20 protein-coding genes are annotated in these 19,422 nt (G+C 53.2%); 7 read left to right on the forward strand and 13 right to left on the reverse strand.

Annotation, left to right across the window (positions count from 1 at the left end; translation table 11 throughout):
* The first annotated feature begins 421 nt into the window (after positions 1–421).
* The 3 genes from IPH75_05580 (at position 422) to IPH75_05590 (ending at position 2,948) form a co-directional block, all read left to right on the forward strand.
* Positions 422–1,018, forward strand: a complete 597-nt coding sequence (locus IPH75_05580) for a hypothetical protein (GenBank protein MBK7141530.1) — start codon at positions 422–424, stop codon at positions 1,016–1,018.
* A gap of 187 nt (positions 1,019–1,205) precedes the next feature.
* The gene (locus tag IPH75_05585; GenBank protein MBK7141531.1) at positions 1,206–2,411 is read left to right on the forward strand and encodes a 6-phosphofructokinase; all 1,206 of its coding nucleotides are present in this window, start codon (positions 1,206–1,208) and stop codon (positions 2,409–2,411) included.
* 15 nt (positions 2,412–2,426) lie between these two features.
* The gene (locus IPH75_05590) at positions 2,427–2,948 is read left to right on the forward strand and encodes a ferritin family protein (GenBank protein ID MBK7141532.1); all 522 of its coding nucleotides are present in this window, start codon (positions 2,427–2,429) and stop codon (positions 2,946–2,948) included.
* Positions 2,949–3,004: 56 nt separating this feature from the next.
* On the opposite strand, the gene IPH75_05595 is transcribed toward IPH75_05590, so the two are convergent.
* From IPH75_05595 to IPH75_05625, 7 genes are all read right to left on the reverse strand, one after another.
* Positions 3,005–3,850 carry an SRPBCC domain-containing protein gene (locus IPH75_05595; protein ID MBK7141533.1) on the reverse strand — a complete coding sequence of 282 codons (846 nt, stop codon included), beginning with the start codon at positions 3,848–3,850 and terminating at the stop codon, positions 3,005–3,007.
* Between the two features lie 36 nt (positions 3,851–3,886).
* Positions 3,887–4,807, reverse strand: coding sequence for a DMT family transporter (locus IPH75_05600; protein ID MBK7141534.1), 921 nt, complete (start codon positions 4,805–4,807; stop codon positions 3,887–3,889).
* Positions 4,808–4,854: 47 nt separating this feature from the next.
* Positions 4,855–5,649 carry an SDR family oxidoreductase gene (locus IPH75_05605; GenBank protein MBK7141535.1) on the reverse strand — a complete coding sequence of 265 codons (795 nt, stop codon included), beginning with the start codon at positions 5,647–5,649 and terminating at the stop codon, positions 4,855–4,857.
* Positions 5,650–5,652: 3 nt separating this feature from the next.
* A complete protein-coding gene (locus IPH75_05610) occupies positions 5,653–7,023 on the reverse strand; it encodes a dipeptidase (GenBank protein ID MBK7141536.1) in 1,371 nt (456 codons plus the stop codon).
* Between the two features lie 77 nt (positions 7,024–7,100).
* Entirely contained in the window at positions 7,101–7,625 is a 525-nt protein-coding gene (locus tag IPH75_05615) for a ferritin family protein (protein MBK7141537.1), read from the reverse strand.
* A 34-nt stretch (positions 7,626–7,659) separates the two neighbouring features.
* Positions 7,660–8,448: an ABC transporter permease subunit gene (locus IPH75_05620; protein ID MBK7141538.1), complete on the reverse strand. Its 789-nt coding sequence runs from the start codon at positions 8,446–8,448 to the stop codon at positions 7,660–7,662.
* Positions 8,445–9,377: an ABC transporter ATP-binding protein gene (locus IPH75_05625; protein ID MBK7141539.1), complete on the reverse strand. Its 933-nt coding sequence runs from the start codon at positions 9,375–9,377 to the stop codon at positions 8,445–8,447. Before IPH75_05625 ends, IPH75_05620 begins: the two co-directional genes overlap by 4 nt.
* 158 nt (positions 9,378–9,535) lie before the next feature.
* Here IPH75_05625 and IPH75_05630 point away from each other — a divergent pair, with 158 nt between their 5' ends.
* The 4 genes from IPH75_05630 to IPH75_05645 all read left to right on the forward strand — a co-directional run bounded on the left by IPH75_05630 (position 9,536) and on the right by IPH75_05645 (position 11,957).
* Positions 9,536–10,249, forward strand: a complete 714-nt coding sequence (locus tag IPH75_05630) for a DUF1573 domain-containing protein (GenBank protein ID MBK7141540.1) — start codon at positions 9,536–9,538, stop codon at positions 10,247–10,249.
* A 65-nt stretch (positions 10,250–10,314) separates the two neighbouring features.
* On the forward strand, positions 10,315–10,512 hold the full coding sequence (locus IPH75_05635; GenBank protein ID MBK7141541.1) for a hypothetical protein: 198 nt from the start codon (positions 10,315–10,317) through the stop codon (positions 10,510–10,512).
* 96 nt (positions 10,513–10,608) lie between these two features.
* A complete protein-coding gene (locus tag IPH75_05640) occupies positions 10,609–11,061 on the forward strand; it encodes a hypothetical protein (GenBank protein MBK7141542.1) in 453 nt (150 codons plus the stop codon).
* Positions 11,062–11,216: 155 nt separating this feature from the next.
* Positions 11,217–11,957, forward strand: a complete 741-nt coding sequence (locus tag IPH75_05645) for a DUF1573 domain-containing protein (GenBank protein ID MBK7141543.1) — start codon at positions 11,217–11,219, stop codon at positions 11,955–11,957.
* 77 nt (positions 11,958–12,034) lie between these two features.
* Here the strand turns inward: IPH75_05645 and IPH75_05650 are convergent, their stop codons facing one another.
* The 6 genes from IPH75_05650 to IPH75_05675 form a co-directional block, all read right to left on the reverse strand.
* Positions 12,035–13,525 (reverse strand): GWxTD domain-containing protein, encoded by a 1,491-nt coding sequence (locus tag IPH75_05650; protein MBK7141544.1) that lies wholly within the window; start codon positions 13,523–13,525, stop codon positions 12,035–12,037.
* Positions 13,461–14,066 (reverse strand): GWxTD domain-containing protein, encoded by a 606-nt coding sequence (locus IPH75_05655; protein MBK7141545.1) that lies wholly within the window; start codon positions 14,064–14,066, stop codon positions 13,461–13,463. The genes IPH75_05650 and IPH75_05655 overlap by 65 nt, the downstream gene beginning before the upstream one ends.
* Positions 14,067–14,902: 836 nt before the next feature.
* Positions 14,903–16,153, reverse strand: a complete 1,251-nt coding sequence (locus IPH75_05660; GenBank protein MBK7141546.1) for an ABC transporter permease — start codon at positions 16,151–16,153, stop codon at positions 14,903–14,905.
* A gap of 3 nt (positions 16,154–16,156) precedes the next feature.
* Entirely contained in the window at positions 16,157–17,377 is a 1,221-nt protein-coding gene (locus IPH75_05665; protein ID MBK7141547.1) for an ABC transporter permease, read from the reverse strand.
* Positions 17,374–18,147, reverse strand: coding sequence for an ABC transporter ATP-binding protein (locus tag IPH75_05670; protein ID MBK7141548.1), 774 nt, complete (start codon positions 18,145–18,147; stop codon positions 17,374–17,376). Before IPH75_05670 ends, IPH75_05665 begins: the two co-directional genes overlap by 4 nt.
* Positions 18,083–19,402 carry an efflux RND transporter periplasmic adaptor subunit gene (locus IPH75_05675; GenBank protein MBK7141549.1) on the reverse strand — a complete coding sequence of 440 codons (1,320 nt, stop codon included), beginning with the start codon at positions 19,400–19,402 and terminating at the stop codon, positions 18,083–18,085. The genes IPH75_05670 and IPH75_05675 overlap by 65 nt, the downstream gene beginning before the upstream one ends.
* Between the last annotated feature and the right edge of the window lie 20 nt (positions 19,403–19,422).

The raw sequence follows: 19,422 nt of genomic DNA on the forward strand, positions 1-19,422 counted from the left end.
AATTATCCATCTGATGCACAAGCAGTTGGCGGCACCCGACAGACAACTTCGCTTCGCCCGGTAATTCAGATACTTGTGCGTAGAATATGGCTAATTCTACCCGCCGAAAAGATCAGAAATGGCCCTCGTGATGATTGTATCCAGAATCACGCACTTTTGCGAAAAAAAGAGAGTCACGTTCCAAACTCCGGCTGAATTGACAAATTGCGTATCTTTTGGGTAGAGCAGAATTATATCTCAACGCGAGTTAGAGAGGCACTCGGGCTACAATACCTCGGTTACATGGTCAATATTCTCTGTTTTTTTTTGTTGCCACCCCTGTTTCACGCGGGTAACATGGCCATCATTACCCGATATGTGCAAAAGGGAAATATCCGGCAAGCGACGGATTGTCGCGCCGGTTTGCAGACGGAGGTCCGGAGTGACCAAGGTAAAAGATAAGAATTTGTTGGTGGTCCTCAGCGCGATCATGTTCAGCATAGCGCTACTGATCGGCATGTTGTTTTGGGCTCCTCCGCTCGAGGCGGAGGATACGACGCCTCAGGTGGCCAAAGATGTCAATTCCATGCTGGATCCTCAATTTGAGGGAATGTTGGGGAAATGGACCGGCGGCATCACGGTTCTCGGCAAAGAGATGAGCTGTGTTATCGACGTGTCGATGGACCTGAATGGTCGTTGGCTCAAAATGGAGATGATCGGCTACCACGACTCGACGAATCGCCATATAGATTACCATGCTCACGTTTACATTCGACCTGATTCGGCGATGGCGCACTATCGAGCCTACCTTGTCGACAATGCAGGGAGTGGCCAGGTCGGAAAGGCATCCGTCAAACAGGGAGTCTGGTCCTGGGTATGGGAGTGGGATGATGGCACGCGCGAGGACGGCACCATGGTGACGACCCTGCCTAACCGAATTACCTACGAGTCTCGCATCAACGACAAACTGGGGAATCCTCTCCCGGCAATCGAATTCGATCTGACAAAAACCGGAGATGGCGAACAGGTTCAACGCTAAGAGACGAACATTTCAGGCGTGGCTTTGATGGCCGGTGGGAAGTTGACTTACTTCTCCCCGGCCATTATGTTTGTAGCACGGGCAGATGAACGGGGAGTTTCCGATCATCACCGGGATGTGGGCTTGATTCCGCAACATAGGGTTCGGCATACTGCCCACTAACGTTGGAGCAATATCAATGTCTACTATTTCTCGTATTGGGGTTATCACCAGCGGCGGAGATTGCGGCGGCTTGAATGCCGTGGTTAAAGGAGCCGCCCAAATGGCCAGCCGCAAGGGCGTGGTAGCGGTGGCTATCCCGAACGGCTATGCGGGCCTCTACAATCTGATCAACATGGATCTGCTGGTTGAATTGACTCCTTCCCGACTTGATTCATTCAGCATCGGATTAGCCGGTTCTGAAGCCGGCCACTCGCGGGTAAAGATCGGCAAGATCAAAGATCCCCAGAAATGGGATCGCATCAAGGCGGGACTGGCGAAATTTGATATCGGCGGATTGGTTATTTCGGGCGGAGATGATACCGGTTCGGTGGTGCTGGACCTTCATCACCAAGGGATCCCCGTTGTTCACGCACCAAAGACGATGGATCTCGATCTGGTCCCCTACTCGGTCGGCGGCGATTCGACGATCAATCGGATAGCGGAGTTCATTCGCGATCTTAAGACGACCGGTCGGTCGCACAATCGGGTTATGATCATCGAGGTGTTCGGTCGCTACGCCGGCCATACCGCGTTTCGCGGCGGGATCGCCGGAGAAGCTGACGCTATCCTGATCCCGGAAATACCGGTCGATTTTGAAGAGCTCTACCGCCATCTCAAGAAAGTTTATACCAAACGAATTATCGAAAGCGACATCAAAGCCGGAACATATATGATCGTGGTGGCCGAGGGATTGAAGGATGCTTCGGGAGCGGAGATGTACGATGACGCGGCCGGAGTGGATTCGTTCGGGCACAAAAAGCTGGCCGGGGCTGGCAGATTTGTCTCACAGGAGATGACCAAACGATTGAGCCATGATCCGGAGATCAAGCAGTTCATGGAGAGCCAGGGGATGTTTGTCGAGGAGATGAACGCCATTCCCGAAGTGCGGGTTATCACGCCGAGCCATCTGGTGCGGTCGGGCATATCAAGTGCCTATGACGCCAATTTCGGAATGGAGGCAGGCGCCTGCGCGGTCATGTTGTTGCTTACCGGTCAAACCGGTGTGACCGTGTCCGGCTATTTCAATGGGACTATCCATTACATGCAGATAAAAGATGCGATCAAGCAGCGACACGTTGATCTCGAACAGGTCAACTTGTACGAACAGCTTGGTTTTACGTTCGGGCGTGTCCGTCACGAATTCCATCCATCGACCATGCAGGTCGACGGAAAGATCGAACGGATATACTAGTTGGAGAGACTGACCATGGAAATACTCGACTATGCAATGAAAATGGAACTGGATGGACAGGCGTTTTACGAAAAGAGCGCGGCCCAGACCACGGTTCCTGAACTAAAGAAGATACTGAAGCAACTTGCCGACGAGGAGTTGAAGCACTACCAGTTCTTCAAGCGAATGAAAGAAGGAGATCTGTCGACTGCGGCGGATCAGGTCAAAGCAACAGCTTCTCCCCTGTTGAGCGCAAAGAACCTGTTTCAGCAACTGGCCGAGCAAGGAAAGCAGAATTCATTCGGCGACCAGGCGAAAGCGATCTGGACGGAAGCGCTGAAGATCGAGGAACGGGCCGAAAAGGCGTATCGTGACGAAGCGGCGCGTGAGACTGATCCGACGAGAAAGCACCTCTTAACGCAGATCGCGGATGAAGAGAAAACGCACGTTTATCTGGTGGATAATATTCTGTCGTTTATGGCCGATCCGGGAGGATTCATGGATTCTGCGAATTATCGGAGTTTCATGAGCTGGGAAGGGCGCGATCCATCGATGTGAGATGAAGGTCAAATAGAAAAGGCGGGCCCGGCCCGCCTTTTGATTGCTGCGTAATATTAGTCCTTCAGCATCCGTTTTTCGAACTCCCCCATCACCATCCCCCAGGCTTTGTCGAAGTAGTCATAGACTTTGTCCCATCCATCCCCTGCGCCAAAACCGTATTCAGAGAGCCGCACGCGGACGGAATCGGCTGATACCTGCTCGAATTGGATGACAACGAAGTGATGCAGATCGCGCATTTCTCCCAGGGTGGGAGGCGCGTTCCATTCAAACGAGAGCATCTCATTGGGGAGAAAGCTGAGCACACGGCATCCCTCGGAGCCACGCACTCCTGCGGGGGCTTCCATCGAGAATAGGATTTCGAATTTGCCGCCAGTCTTTAGCTCGATCGTCGAGTTGGGCGTAAACCAGGAGCGTAGCCCCTCAGTGGTCGACCAGAGTTGCCAGGCTTTCTCGCGGGTCCCCTTGACGGTGATCTCTTTGCGAACCATCCGATCGACAACGGAATCAGCATACCGGCCCGGGTCGAGGTTATGGGACATTAGCGAACGAATCATTGGAGCCACGGTGTACGTATTGACGTTCTGGATGACCGAGGGGTCAGCATCGGCAATGGCCTTTGCCTCTTCCTCGCTTGATGCCTTCACGACAACCATACCCCAGACCGGATCGCCAAGGACTGGGCCTGCCATCAGGACTATACCTTTCTGTGTCAGGCTCTTGAGGTAAACGAAGTGTTCACCCATCACTCTCTGTTCAGTTTCATTCATTTCGAAAGGCATTTCGGCGCGTACCGGGTGAAGCTGGATCAGATAGTGCGAGAACTGCATGGCCGGTTTATCCTCTGCTGACGTGGTGGTTACAAGGAAGACTATTGCTGCAAGGATCAATCGCATTAACATCTAATTCTCCTGAAACAGCTATGAGAAGAAGCTGTGCTACAATTCAGTGATCAACACTCCAGTCAGGACCACAGCCGCTCCGACAAAAAAGGAAAGTCCCAGAGACTCTCCGAGCGTGAAGTAGGCGACGGTTGTGGCGATCACCGGCTGGATATTGGAAAAGACGGCCATCCGGGAGGCCGGCATATGTTTCAGGACATAATACCAGATGACATAGCCGATGACCGAGGTGGCGACGGCAAAATAGACCACGCTCATCCAGGCTCCCAGGGTCGACTGGCTGTAATCATACTGCATAGCCCGTATCAGGCCAAATGGAAAATAGACGGCGGTGCCACTGGCCAGGGCGTATGCGGTCATGCGAAGGGCACCATATTTTTCGGCGAGCGGTTTTCCCAGAATCGTGTACATCGCCCACGCGAGGACTGAACAAAAGATGATCAGATCGCCGAAGAGATATTCGGTCCCGACCTGTACTGCCCCGGAAGTCATGATAGTTGCGACGCCTGCCAGGGCGATGATGATCCCGACCACTCTGCGCCAGAGCAGTTTTTCCTTGAGAATGAAGAGTGCAAAAACGAAAACCCAGATCGGGGTGGTGGCAAACAGGACGGAGCCATGCCCAGCCGCGGTCAAAGACTGACCCCACAGGTAAAGAGTCTGGTTGAGCGGGATGATCAGGAGGCCGAGTCCAAATATGCGTAAGTAGTCTTTTCGTTCGACCGGGACGGCATGATTCGTGAATCTGACCAACAACAGAAGGACGATTGACGAAAGCACGAACCGGTAAAAAGCGAAGGTGAACGGTTCAATGATCTTCAGGCTGTAGACACCGATTGGAAAACAGAGAGCGCCAATGGTCTGCTGAGTCAGGATAAGCGGCATCAGGGCCAAAAGGCCGAGTTTGGCGGGCTCTGCTGTGCTCGGAGGTGAGGCGACGGCTGTTTTATCGTCCATGCAGTCATCCAACAGGCGACGGGGCACAAGGTTCCACCGGGTGGACCTTAGAGCAACGACTTATGCGAGCCACCATCGACTGGCAGGTTGACGCCATTGATATAACCAGCATGACTGCTCGCTAAGAACGCGATAGCGGCGGCCAGCTCTTCCGGCTTACCGACCCGTCCAACCGGCGAGGTAGCAGCGTAAGAGTGAATCACTTCATCAATCGACATCCCGCTCGCAGCGGAGCGCTTTGTTGCCAATTCGATCAAACGCTCGGTGCGGATGTACCCGGGGCAGACCGTGTTGGCCGTCACGCCGTACTTGCCATACGTGTTGGCCAGTGTCTTGCAGAAGCCGGTAATGGCCGCGCGATAAGTATTAGAAAGAAGCAAGTCGTCAATTGGTTGAAGGGCCGCGACCGACGTGATAAAGATCAGTCGTCCAAACGAGCGCTCGACCATGCCAGGGAGAATCGCTCTCGTCAGATTGACTGCCGAGTGCAGTAGCAGATCGGCGGTCTGCTGGAACCGTTCCTTAGGGTGATCAAGGAATTGACCGGGAGTAGGCCCACCGGTATTGGAGACGAGGATCTCGATTCCGTTGGGGAGCATGTCGGCCGCTCTTTTGGCGATCAACTCTGCGTTGCCATCGGGGGTAAGATCAAGCGACACACGCCTGACCTTTGCGCCAGTCGCGTTTTCGATCTTATGAGTGGCATCTTTGAGGCGGTCTTCGCTGCGAGAGTTGATGACCAACTCGCACCCTTCCATGGCGAGGCGCATGGCGGCTGCGAATCCCAAACCGGAAGAGGCGCCGGTAACCAGCGCCCCTTTACCTGTAAGACCTAGATCCATTGATCAGGCTTTCACTTTAGAGAGTTCGAGCGGGATCGCAACGGCCGTCTTGCAGCCACGTTCGAAATCGACCACCCGGAACCGTTCGTTCGGTGAATGGATGTTGTCATCGTTCTGTCCGAAACCGACGAAGATGGTGTCGATACCAAACGACTTCTTGAATTCACCGGCGACCGGGATCGATCCGCCCTCTTTCATGAAGACTGGAGTCTTGCCAAAGCCGGACTTAATAGCGCGGCCAGCGGCCTCCAGCCAGGGGCCATCGGTTGGGACAACGACAGCTTCGGCGCCGCCATGCTTGACGACATTGATCTTGACCGACTTCGGCGCGATCTTCTTCACATGCTTTTCGAATTTGTCCATGATGTCTTTGGGATGCATATCCGGAACGAGACGCATGGTGATCTTGGCGGAGGCAAATGATGGAATGATCGTTTTGCCGCCCTCGCCCTGATAACCGGAGGTCAGGCCATTGACATCGAGAGTCGGGCGAACCCAGGTGCGTTCATAGGTAGAGAAGCCCTTTTCGCCCTGAAGACCCGGGACGCCGATCGCTTTCTTGTAGTTGGCTTCGTTATACGGCAAACGCTTGAACTGCTGGCGCTCCCACTTGGTCGGCGCCTTGGCTTTTGCATAAAAACCGGGAATAGTGATCTTGCCATTCTTGTCGTGCAGTTGACCGATGATCCAGGTCAGAATATTGGCCGGGTTGGCGATGGCTCCGCCGAATGAGCCGGAGTGCAGGTCGCGGTTCGGACCGTAAACAAACAGCTCAACGGATGCGATCCCGCGGAGACCAAAAGTCACAGCCGGGAGATCTTTGTTGAACTGGGCGGTGTCAGAGACAACCACGATATCAGCGGCGAGTAACTTCTTCTGCTGTGCGATAAAAGCGGAGAGATTGGCGGTGCTCCCACCCTCTTCCTCACCCTCGATCAGGAATTTCACGTTCACGGGAAGCGTACCGTTGGCTCGCAGGTGAGCCTCGACTCCCTTGATATGGCAGAAAGTCTGCCCCTTGTCGTCGCAGGAACCGCGGCCATAAATATAACCTTCGCGAATCTCCGGCTTAAAGGGCGGTGATTTCCAGAGGTTGAACGGTTCAGCGGGCTGGACATCGTAATGACCGTAATAGAGAATGGTCGGCAGTTTTTTGTCGATCATCTTTTCGGCGTAAACGATCGGGTGCCCTTTGGTCGGATAAAGTGTGGCGGAAAGCCCGATGCTTTTCAGGTGATTGGTCAGCCAGTCGGCGCACGCCTGGATATCTCCCTTGTGCTCTGATTTAGCTGAAACCGATGGAAAACTCAAGAAGGTGAAGAGTTCATTGAGACGCTTCTGTTCGGTCTCTTTGAGAAAATCATAAGCGGTCATGATCTGTATTCCTCCAACCGTTGTAGTCAGTGTTGGAGCGAAATATAGAGGAGCAGGAGTGCGCTGTAAAGCCCGGATTAAGTCGATTGCTCGCGATCGGAGAACCAGGCAGCGGGGTTTTCTGCGAACTGGACGCAGGAGTTCAGGATCTTGGCATGCATCGATTCTTCGTGGATAAGCCAGGCGTAGAACTTCCGGATCTTTGGATTAGAGGAGCGTGCGACCTGCTCAGCGTAGAAGTCCTCAGCACCGTTCTCGAATTTGAGGGCTGTTTTGTAGGCCTCAATATCGGATATCGTCGGTTTGATTTCGTTGCGCAACTCGGCCAGACGGTCATTAAAGGCAACCAGACGCCGGTCGGCATCGCTTTCCTCGGTATCCGGGGCGTTTTCCCCTTCGGACTCCTCCAAAGACTGGTAAAACTCCTCGATTCGACGGATATGCTTGTCTTCTTCGGAGGCCAGAAATTCGAACGTCTGGCGGGCGGCTTTACCGGTAACGGTGGCAGCGGCCTCAGAAAAGAAGCGCTTGCCTTCCTGCTCAAGTTGAAGTGCTACTTTAAGCGGGTCGAGTAATTCATCTAACTGTTTTCTATCTGGCATAATCGGAACAACTTTCTCGTTAGAAGACGAAGCCTCAATAATCCTTACGGTTCAGGTAGAAAAGGGTGACCACCACAAGGACTGCGCCAAAAGCGCAACTGGTCCAGACTGGAATCCAGGATTCGACCGTCTGTCCGGTGGCCAAAGCGACGCCTACCCCGGCCATCTCTGAGGTCTTGGGGAGTATGTAGTAAACAGTATCAATGACCGCCGAGGCTATGTCTGAATTGAAGAACATCTTCATCGCCTCCCGGCCGGTCAGTATCGACTGGAAAATCCAGATCATGAAAGCGGAGACAATGACCAGCGCGGTTGAACCGCTAAAGACCCCGGCGGCGAAAGTAATACAAAGCCAGACGAGGATCTGCATCGCTCCAAACAGGATGAGTAGCAATATCCCGGGATCAAACAGCTTGTCCACCATGCTGAATGTCAGGTAGACCAGGAAGCTGGCAATCAGTACCGTGCTACCGTAGACCGTCCAGACGGAGCTCAGTTTCGACAAAAGGAGGAACCGCCGACTGACCGGTTTGGAGAGGAAATAATCGGCTCTCCCCCGTTCCAGCATGTGTGTGACCGAGGACGCCGAGGCCATGACCACGACGAAGATCAGGAAGGCCATGAACAGGTCGACCGCCTTGATGGCGCGATCGGTGGCCACATCGGCCAAACCCTGTACATCAGCGCCATCCACCTGCATCCGGACATCTATGCTGCGTGAGGCCGCCGCAAGCAGCATGGCGATAAGGGTCAGTACGGCGATCACCCAGATGATCTTCTGATCCTTCATTTCGGCAAGCGTATCGCGGGTCATGCCTCTCATACGGACTGCTCCTGTTTCCCGCGCACTGCCTCGAAAAACGACTGTTCGAGTGAGATCTTCACCGGCTTCACCGAAAGGATATTGATCCGCTTCATGCGGAGTTGGTCTATGACATAGTTGATATCCAGATCGTTTTGGAGTTCGAGGATCATCTTGTCAGACGAGATGGAGCGGATCTTCCCCATCTCTTCCGGAATTTCTATCAGGTTATCACCTATCGCAGCCTCGACCTCAAACTGACTCTGACGGACGGTCAGGGCGCTAACAGTCCCCACTTTGACGATTTGACCATGAGTCATGATTGCTACTCGGTCTGCCGCCTGCTCGACCTCCGAAAGGAGGTGCGAGTTAACGATAACGGTCTTTCCCGACGCCTTCAACCGCAGCAGGATTTCCCGAATCTCCACCTTTCCGACCGGGTCGATGCCGTCGGTTGGTTCATCGAGCATCAAAATATCGGGGTCGGCAATCAACGCCTGGGCGAGGCCGATCCGTTGGGTCATCCCTTTCGAGTACTTTTTGATCTTGGTGGTCGCCCATTTTTCCATCCCGACCATCGGGAGTAATCGACTTGTATTGGCATCAATATCAGATGCCGAAAGGCCGTAAAGTCGCCCGGTCGTGCGCAGGAGGTCTACTCCCGTCAGGTGGTTGGGAAATCGGTGATTTTCAGGGAGATAACCGATTCTGGCACGAGATTCCGGGTCCCTGGGAGGAAGTCCATTGATCATGGCCTCGCCCGAGTTTGCCCGGACAATGCCGAGTAAAACCTTGAAAAGGGTCGTTTTCCCGGCGCCATTAGGGCCGAGCAGCCCAAAAATCTCGCCATGCTGAATTTGGAGGTCGACCCTGTTCAGGGCCACGACATTCCCCTTCTTCAGGCGGGTATCGTAAATCTTGGTTAGTTCTGTAACTTCAATAACATTCATGGGTTTAGGGTCACGCTTAGCTCCCGCGTGACCGTCTAAAGTAGAGTGTTTAGCTCGGTAACACAACAACAAAAAAGCCGTCCAAGTCTTGACCTTTCTGGCGGTTGGGATGTATATTGGAATGATTTTCAGAAGCAAAATTCGAATTTTTTAGTATAATGAGCAGAATGAGACGGTATTGGCTAACAGCACTTTTGGTATTTCTCACCTCGCAGACATCCTTCGCTGAGCCAAGACTCCATATAGCGGGCAATCGGTTTGAATTCGGTACGACTCCTCAGGGGTCTACCGTGGTGCAGTATTTCTGGTTTAAGTCAGTTGGAACTGACACTGTGAAGATCACTGAAGTCAAGACCGGATGTTCCTGCACTTCAATGCCTTTGGAGAAAACCTCCCTCGCCCCGGGGGACTCGATGCAGGTAGGCGTTGTCTGGGAGATTGGAAAGAACATTACCGGCAGTGACGGAAAGTATCCGCGAATCTATGTTGAAGGGCAAACCGAGCCGGAGCGTATCTTTTTGACTGCGGACGCCACGATCTTTCCAGATTCGTCCCGGCCGATCTCGATCAAGCCCTTTCGGGCTGAGTTGACTCGGATGTCCGGCAGGTCGATCGATGAGATGAAAGTTACCTTGACCAACCATAGCACCCTTCCGGTTGCTTTGAAGATGGTCTCGCCGGAAATGCAGGAATTTGTTGTGAATATACCCGACTCCCTGCAACCGAATGAAACAGCGGTTGTTTTGGTGGGAGTTGCGGCGGAGTTCAAGGATAAAGAATTCAGCCGGTCGGTAACGTTGGCATATGATGGCGGCGCGGTTGGAGTGGTTGGAAGAATTACGATCCCGATCCGTCGGAAGATCATCTCCTGATGCCGATATCAGGATTGGGCAATGAGCGCAGACAGATGGTAGACGAAAGGATAGATATCAGACCGATGAAACAGAAATTGCTCGGACTATCGCTGGGCATCGTGTTGTTGTCGACGCAGGCGTTTAGCGCTCCGCGAATGACAATAAAGGAAGCCGAATTCGATTTCGGCTTTGTGCCGCAGAATTCGTCGATCTCGCACGTCTTCTGGCTGCACTCCGGTGGCGATGACAGCCTGCGAATTTTGCAAGTGGTGCCTGGCTGAGGATGCACCAAGGCGCCTCTTGAGAAAGAGGTGATTGCTGTCGGTGACAGCACCCGGCTTGAGATAATTTTCGACACGAAGTCCTATACCAACGTGGTGACAAAGTCGCCCCGGATACAGACGAACGAAGGGCCACCCGACAAATTTGTTCGGATCACGGCCAATGTGGTGAGCCGACCGGATTCGACCTATCCGGTAGTGTTCAAACCGTACAAGCTCGACCTGACTCAGTTTGGCGAGAAAGTGCGGAGCGAGATCAAGTTCACCATTAACAATGTCTCGGAGTCCGACCTCCAACCGACGCTGGTGTATGCGCCGGATCAGTTCCTGGAAGTTGTGCTTCCGAAATCGGTTCCTGCCGGAAAGTCGGCCGAAGGGACCGTGAGATTGAAAAAAGATGCATTGGATAAGCAGATCGACAAGTCGATCACTGTCCAATTCAATGATGAGAAGCAGAGCCGGTACACGATCCCGGTGAAGCGCCAGATACGCGGCACGGTCCAGGCGGCCACGTCGCCAGCTACTCCCCCCAAAGGAGGCACGCACTAGCGTACCTTCGACCGGAAGAGTAAGGATTCCAGGGGCCGCCAATAGCGGCCTCTTTTTTTTTGGTGTACTCTGAGAAGCAGAGGTCCGCTTGACGTGTAAAAGAGAGTAATGCACTGAAGGAATAGAATCGAAGGACCCTTGATGGAGGTGAGTCAATGTTGAAGAAAATCGGAGCGGTGACAGCCATCGTCCTGATGGTGACCAGTGGTCTGACAGCAGCGCCACGGTTGGTGATCCCGGAAGTAGAGTTTGATTTCGGCTTTTCGCCCCAGAATTCGGCGATCAGCCACCCCTTCTGGCTCAAGTCGGCGGGCGATGATACACTGAAGATCGTTAACGTAGTGCCGGGGTGCGGATGCACGAAGGCACCTTTGGAGCGGGACCAGATCGCCGCGGGAGACAGCACTCGAGTTGAGATCATCTTCTCAACCGGAAGTTATCAAGGCGCGGTAAGCAAGTCTCCCAAAGTGGTGACCAATGAAGGGGCGCCGGATAAGTTTCTGCGGATAAGGACAACCGTAGTGAACCGACCGGATTCAACCTACCCGCTGGTGATCAAGCCGTACAAGGTTGACCTTTCCCAGTTCGGTGAGAAGGGGCGTTCGGAAACCAACTTCACACTGATCAATAAGACAACCTCTCCCCTTACCCCATTTATGGTGGCGACGTTTCCCGATCATTTTGACATCAAGTTGCCCAAGACGATCCCGGCGGGAGGATCCGCCGATGGAGTGATCGTGGTCAAGCCGGAAATGATGGAAAAGGCGTGGGAGAAATCATTCACGATCGAACTGAATGACGAGAATCATAGCCGATTCACGATCCCGGTGAAGCGTAATCTGCGAACTCAGGCACAGACCTCGGTTCCACAGGATGTCAACGTATCGCACAAGTAAGTTGACCGGGCACTAGTAGAAAGGCCGCCTGAGTTTCAGGCGGCCTTATATTTTGGGTCAATCCAAACGTTCCGAGCTCAGTACGTATCCATCATCTCTTCTTTGAGAAAGTCCGCCCACGCCTGGTCATAGCGTTCTGTCGAGACATTGGAATGGACGAGCTTATACTCGTTATCGCCCTTCAGGTCCTGAAAAACGAAGAACTTCCCTTCCTTGATCCCCCGATAGTACCAGATCATGAATGGTTCGCCGGTGCGCGGAGTCGGAATGTCGCGGATCTCGTCGTATGGTCCATAGACCATATAGATCCTCCCGCGATCGGACGACCACCCATCGGTTCGTCCGGCCACCCGAGAAAAGAGATGGTTAGCGTGGCGATAGCGCTCGATCATTTTGATGCGGTTCTCAATGATCGGCGTGGCGGGATCATCATCATGCTCACGCCAATATTGCTGGAGGAAATTGAGTTTACCCTCATCCGTCAGACGGTTCATTATCCCAATTTGCTCGGATCCGAGCATATATCGCGTCAGGTTGATCTTCTCCTGCAGAGTCAAACTATCGTAGGGGTCTACAAAGGCAGCCGTCTCCACGGCTGTGAGATAATTGGTGCGCGGCTGTATCCGCTGGATCTGCACGATCGCGGTATCCGATTGGTGGCTGGTCAGGTCACTGGCTACAACGCGGAAGCGGAGTCTCGTGCCATATATTTCACGGATATCGAGTGGCTGGGCGATAACGGCAGTTGCGCCCGGCTTGGGTCGTTCCGAGAAACCAAAATCCTGCACCAGAGCGCCGGTTGAATCGAGTACCGAGTAGTGCATTCGGAATTTTCCGCCAGGATCGCCCGTCGACAAATTGTACAACTCGGCGTAAAAGTAACAATTGGTGTCGGTAGTGCTGAAAGTACCGGTTGGATTAGGAAGAACCTTGTAGCCGTGCTTCACCAGACGGTCATTCGCCGCAGAGAGGCTGTCCTTGATCACCAGAATGCGATGGGCCATGAGCGGCCCGGCGATCTCCAGTTTCAGTTTCTGGGGAGCAGAAACAACGACCGACTTGAGGAACACATCCGCCGTTCGTTTGCTGACAGCATCAATCACCGATACGTTGGCCGTATACAGACCAGGTTTTGCCAACAAGGTCAACTTGTTAAAGAGCGTCATTTCCGTGACGGCGGCGGCAAGTGTATCATCGACCCTGACTGAGAAATACGTATTGGCAGAATCGACCGGCATAGCGGTAGAATCAAAAAGCGTCACCTGGGCAAAAACACGACCGTAATATGAGGAATCAGTCGAATCCGGACGGAAGAAATCCAATCCGGTCTGATTGATTGTAAACGGAAACTCCAGCAAAGCCAGCGTGTCGAGAGTTGGATTGTTGTAACAGACGGAGTTGGCATAGACTGCCAACCTCTTTTCCGCGGCTTCTGGGGAGGAGGTCACGCAGATAAAAAACGCGGCTGTCAGTATTGCGGTCAGCCAGGCGAATCGACCCGGTTTAGAAGTCAGGTCGCTGATTAAGCCCGTCGTACGGGTATTGCAGTCGGTAGTCACCATCTTCATTTTGGTCCACAAAGGTAAATCGCCGGTATTTGCCTTCCCGATAGTAGTGCCAGATCTGGTACGGGAAATAGTCCGGCGATATGGGGTGGTCATCGATCTGGTCCGGTTCTCCAAATTGTACATATATCCTGCCGCGGTCAGTACGCCAGCCTTCGCGGCGAAGATGCCTGAACTGGTGGTTGGCATAAGTCACGCGGCGGTAGAATTCTCGTTTGGCCTCGTTCTCCTTGGTTCCCGGAGTCGGGTCGCGCTCCTCCCAGAACGCATTAAAGGCCTGGATCTTTTCTTCCATAGATTCCAGCTTCTTCATGTCCGAAAGCTCGCCGGAATTGGCTATAAATGCGAGTTGGTCCACTGCGGCGGAAAAATCGTGCCGCAGCAGAGCTTCTTGAGACCACTGAATAGTGAAGGACTCATTTCGAGAGTCGAGCCTTTTAGCGCGCCTCCCCCGTATGTAGATCTCAAGATTGTAATCACCCGGCAAGTAGTCGGCGAGTGCAATGTCGCGAATTTGACGGCTCACCGGCTCGGTCAGCTCCATCCAAAGCGTGTCACGATAGAGCATTCCACGAAATGGTGAACGAAGAATTGTCTCGATATACACCTTTTCGGTGGTGTCGACACCGCGATAAAGCTCAAAGTAATAGATCAGGCGAGTGGAGTCATCACCGCCAAAAAACCGAGAGACCGAGGGGACAATAGTCAGATTCCCTTTGTCAAAGATCCCGGAGTCGGCGGACCGGCTCTGCGCCTGCTGGACGAAGAGGATATCCGAACAGGAGGCATCTTTGCCGTCGTGCCCGTTCAGGTTGACACGGAACTCCCGGTTATGGATCTGGGCCGAGCCAACATCGCGCAAGGTGGTTTCGAGCGTGTACTTGCCTGGAGGGAGTTCGACATTTATCTGGCTGGTACGATAATCAAAGCGAGACTGGGTGGATTCATAGTCGGAAACGCGGACTATCCGTTCCTGTTCGGCAGTTTTGACTTGTTCGTTGTCGGTACTCAGGACCCGGACAGTGAAGACAAATTCGGCTACAAACTCGCCATCCTTTTTGTCGAATTGGAGGCCAAAATTGAAGACTTGGTAGTAGATCTCGAGACGGGCCAGGGAATCGCCAGGGAGGTCGAAACCGGCATAATCGACAAAGAAAGTGGGTTGGCCGATCTCAGTCTCATGGAGCCGTTGTTCGGCCCGCATGTCACGACTGGTCAGGGCACAACCGGCCAAAGTAAGGCAGCCGGCGCAAATGCATATGAACAGAATGGTGCGGTGCATGTCGGTGTCTAGTCTTTAACCTTTGGTTGAACGGACGGTTCCAATTTAGACCCGGTGAGGCAAAAGGCAAGTCTTAATTGGAGTTACGGAAGCGCGGGCTATTCGTAGCGGAGCGCTTCTATCGGGTCCAGACGGGCAGCTTTGATGGCTGGATACATGCCGGAGACCAGACCTACCGAAACCGCCACGACAAACCCGAGTACTATCCAAAAGACGGATACCGATAGCGGAAAGTTGAATGCGGCGTTGGCACCAATGCCAACTAATACGCCAAAGACGATACCGACCAACCCTCCGGTGGCCGAAAGGGTCATGGCCTCGGTCAAGAACTGCAGGATAATGTTGGCTCGTTTGGCTCCGATTGCCTTACGGACCCCGATCTCTCGGGTACGCTCGGTCACTGAAACCAGCATGATATTCATCACTCCTATGCCGCCTACCATCAGGCCAACAGAGGTGATGATGATCATGGCCAGGTAGATATACTTGGTAATACCGGCAATGAAGTCCTTGAATTGCTGTTGGGTCGACAAATGGAAGTTGTTGTCCTGGTTAAACGGGACTTTGCGATGAACACGCAGGGCATTGATTATCTCTTCCTGGGCTTGCTCCATCTGGGCGAGCGACTTCGCCCTCGCTACCAAAAACAGCTCTTCTTCCCACGGGTGAATCTTCTCGAAGGTCGACAGCGGCATGATGACGGTCTCATTCACCTCATCATTGCCAAAGCTCGACTTTACTTTCTCGAGTACTCCGATGACCTCAAAGACATTGTTATTCACCCGGATCTGCTTCCCGACGGGAGCATCAGACTCAAACAACACATCGGCGACATCGGCACCGATCACCACGACCATGGTCCGAAACTGCTCATCGGATTCAGTGATGAAGCGTCCCGCGGTGAGATTGCGATTATTGACCTTGAGGAAATCGGGCCAGGTCCCCATCAGCCGCGGCCTGCTGTACTTGCGATTCTTGTATTTGACATCATTGCCGCTGGGCTTGAAGTAATAATTCTGCGGCGAGACGCCTTCGACAGTTGGACAATTCAGGAGAATTGCGTTGGCCTCGCTCACGGTGATCGGCGGGCGGTTGCGATCTTCTTCGTCGATGTCCTCGTGGTCGACATCAGGAGCAAATTTAGTGATCCAGATGACATTTGAGCCCATCTCATCGATCTCGTTATTCATCTGGCCGTTGAGGCCATTGATGATCGAGGCCATAGCAATGACCGATGAGACTCCGATCATGACTCCGAGGATGGTCAGGCCGGAGCGGAATTTGTTGGCACGGAGTGACCCGAAGGCCATGCCGATACTGTCTTTCATCTCTACAAATGACATCAGCATAGCTTACTCATAACTCAGCGCTTTTACAGGATCAAGACGAGCCGCTTTCATTGCCGGGTAAATCCCGAAGAATAGGCCGACTCCGACAGAGATGCCCAGACCAAGGAAGATCGCCAGGGCAGACGGTTGAATCTCCATATCCATTAATCCGACCAGTGATCGGGCGATCAGGAAGCCGGCAATGATGCCGATCAGCCCTCCGGTCAGGGTCACCAGGAGTGATTCAAAAACAAACTGAACCAGTATATGATTGCGCTTGGCGCCAAGAGACTTTCGTATGCCTATCTCGCGAGTACGCTCGGTTACCGAAACCATCATGATATTCATGACGACGATCCCACCAACCACCAGTGAGATCGATGAAATACCGATCAAACCCCAGCGGATCACTTTGGTGAATTCGTTGAGCATGTCGAGAATATTGTCGGCGGTCAGCATATCAAAGTCATCTTCGGCATCAAACGGAACGTGACGCGCGGAACGCAGGACCATGCGGGTCTGATCCATTGCTTCCTTGAGATGCGCGACATCGACAGCCTTGATCGCGAAATTGAGCCCTCGCCGCTGCTGGCCGAACATCGTCTCAAACACCGAGAAGGGGATCATGATGAAGTTGTCCTGGTTGTTGCCGAAGGACGAACCGAGTTCTTTGGCGACCCCGATCACGGTAAATTTCTTGCCGCCGATGCTGATCTCTTTCCCCAGCGGGTCTATACCCTCAAACAGGTCTTTGCGAATCTGTTCACCGATATAGGCAACCTTGCGGTTGTAAAGATCATCTTCAAAGGAGTGAAACCTCCCCATCGCGACTTCGATATCGACAATGTCGACATAGTTCGCCGTAGCGCCGCCGATCAGCACGTTTCGGAGCGCCTGATCGCGATATTTAACGCGGGCTTCGTAGTATCCGCGCGGCGAGACCTTGTCGCAGTATTCACAGCCTTCTTCGATCTGCGTGACATTCTTGAGAGTAAGCGGTTTGCGTTTGATCTTCTCCCAGAACATCTCTTCTGACGTTACTACCCCCATACGGGTAACGACAAACGTGGCGGGACCCAAGCGATTGAGATCTTCGGCGATCGCCCCCTGCATTCCTTCGAGTGCGGAGACGATGGTCATTACCGAAGTAACGCCGATCACCACTCCGAGCAGGGTCAATCCTGACCGGAGTTTATTCGCGCGAAGCGCGTCATAGGAGATCCTCAGCAGGGCACCAAAGATCATCGCACTGTACTTACCCTCGCCTTTTCGCCGGCTCTATCACTGGCGATCTGACCATCGAGAATCGACAATACCCGGTGCGCCCGGGCAGCGATGTCATGTTCATGAGTTACGGTAATGATCGTATTACCTTGCGAATGCAGATGATCGAAGAGCTTCATGATATCTTCGGAGGTTTTACTGTCAAGGTTACCGGTCGGTTCATCGGCAAGAATTAAGGACGGATTATTCACCAACGCTCGCGCTATCGCGACACGCTGGCGTTGTCCTCCAGAGAGCTCATTCGGTTTGTGCATCATGCGATCGGAAAGCTGGACTTTGTCCAACGCTACCTTGGCCTTCTCGATCCTCTCTTTGGCGGGAGTGCCGTTGTAGATGAGCGGAAGCTCGACGTTGTGAAGAGAAGTCGCGCGGGCGAGCAGATTGAAAGTCTGAAAGACGAACCCGATCTCGCGGTTGCGGATCGTTGCCAGTTCGTCATCCGACATACCGCTGGCCAACTTGCCATTAAGGTAATAGTCACCCTGGGAAGGAGTATCCAGGCAGCCGATCAGGTTCATAAGAGTTGATTTACCCGAACCGGACGGCCCCATAATGGCGACATATTCACCCTTCTGGATCACGATCGAGACGCCGCGGAGCGCGTGGACAGTTTCCGCCCCCATCTGATAGGTTTTCCAGAGGTTGTTCGTTTCGATTAGCGCCATGTTACGACTTACTCTCTTTCCCATCCCCGGAAGACTCGTCGTGAATGACTTTGACGAAGTCTCCATCCTTTATAGTACGCAGTACGCGATACGGTCCAGAAATGACCGAATCTCCCACCTGCAGGCCGCTGGCGACCTGGACATTCTTCTGATCAGCGATACCGGTCTGGATCTCAACGAAGATTGCCTTACCTTCGCGGATAACAAACGCTCCCCTGAGTTCCTTCTTCTCTTCCGGCGACTTCTTCGCGGTATCCGCGGAAGTGGTCTCGGCGGCATGAACGGCATTAACCGCTCCGCCAGTGCTGGCCTGCGATTCGCGAGCAGCCTTGAGGGAGTCCATATCAAAGGAACGGACTACCACAGCGCTATACGGAATGCTCATGACATCGTCGCGTTGGGCAGTGGTAATGTCGACGGTGGCCGACATACCGGGTCGGACCTTGACCTCGGCTCCCTGAAAGACGACCGTCACCTTGAAGTTGGTTGACTGATCGGTTGAACCCAGGCCCTCAATTATAGCCGTATTGCCGATCTCGACAACCTCGCCGGGGAATGTCGTGTCGGGGAAGGCATCGACAGAGATCTCGGCGCGCTGGCCGATATCAATCTTGGCAACTTCAGTCTCGTCAACCTCTACCTCAACCTCAAAGACGTTCAGGTTTGAGATTGTGAGCAACGTCTTTCCCTGTGTGAAGGCGTTCTGAGCAGGTGCTACCTCACCAACCTCGACATCGACATAAGTAATGATGCCGGGCATGGGGGCAGAGATCCTGGTCTTTTTCAGATTGTCCGTCGCTTTTTCAAAATAGGCCTGCGATTGCTTGGCGGATGCGGAGGTTGCTTCGTACGAAGACTTGGCGGCCTCAAAAGCATACTTGGCGTTGTCGAAAAGTGATTCGGAGGTCAGGCCATTGTCGAAAAGCTGCTTCTGGCGGTTGTATTCGCGTTCAGCCTGTTCGAGATCGGACTTTGCACCAGTCATGCGAGCGGAGATCTCATTAAGTGTATAGCGAGCCTGATCGAGATCGGACTTCGCCTGAATCGTGTCGATCAGCACCAGCAAGTCGCCTGGCTCGACCGTATCTCCTTCTTTGACCGGCAGAGCGATCACTTTGCCGCTGACCTCGGCAGTGATATTAACTTTGCTCTTCGGCTGGATTCGACCAGAGGCAGAGACTTTTTCGACCAGATCTTCCTGGGCGACTACCTGCGCATTAACTTCGGTCTTCTGTTTGGAGTCCGCGGTCAGATTGAAGTAGAGGATAACTCCAACAACAACGACGGCTCCGATAATCAGCCATACTTTCTTGCTTTTCATACGATACAGCCTTTGCCTGC

The organism is bacterium (assembly GCA_016708025.1).
In the GTDB taxonomy this organism is placed as follows: Bacteria; Zixibacteria; MSB-5A5; order GN15; family FEB-12; genus FEB-12.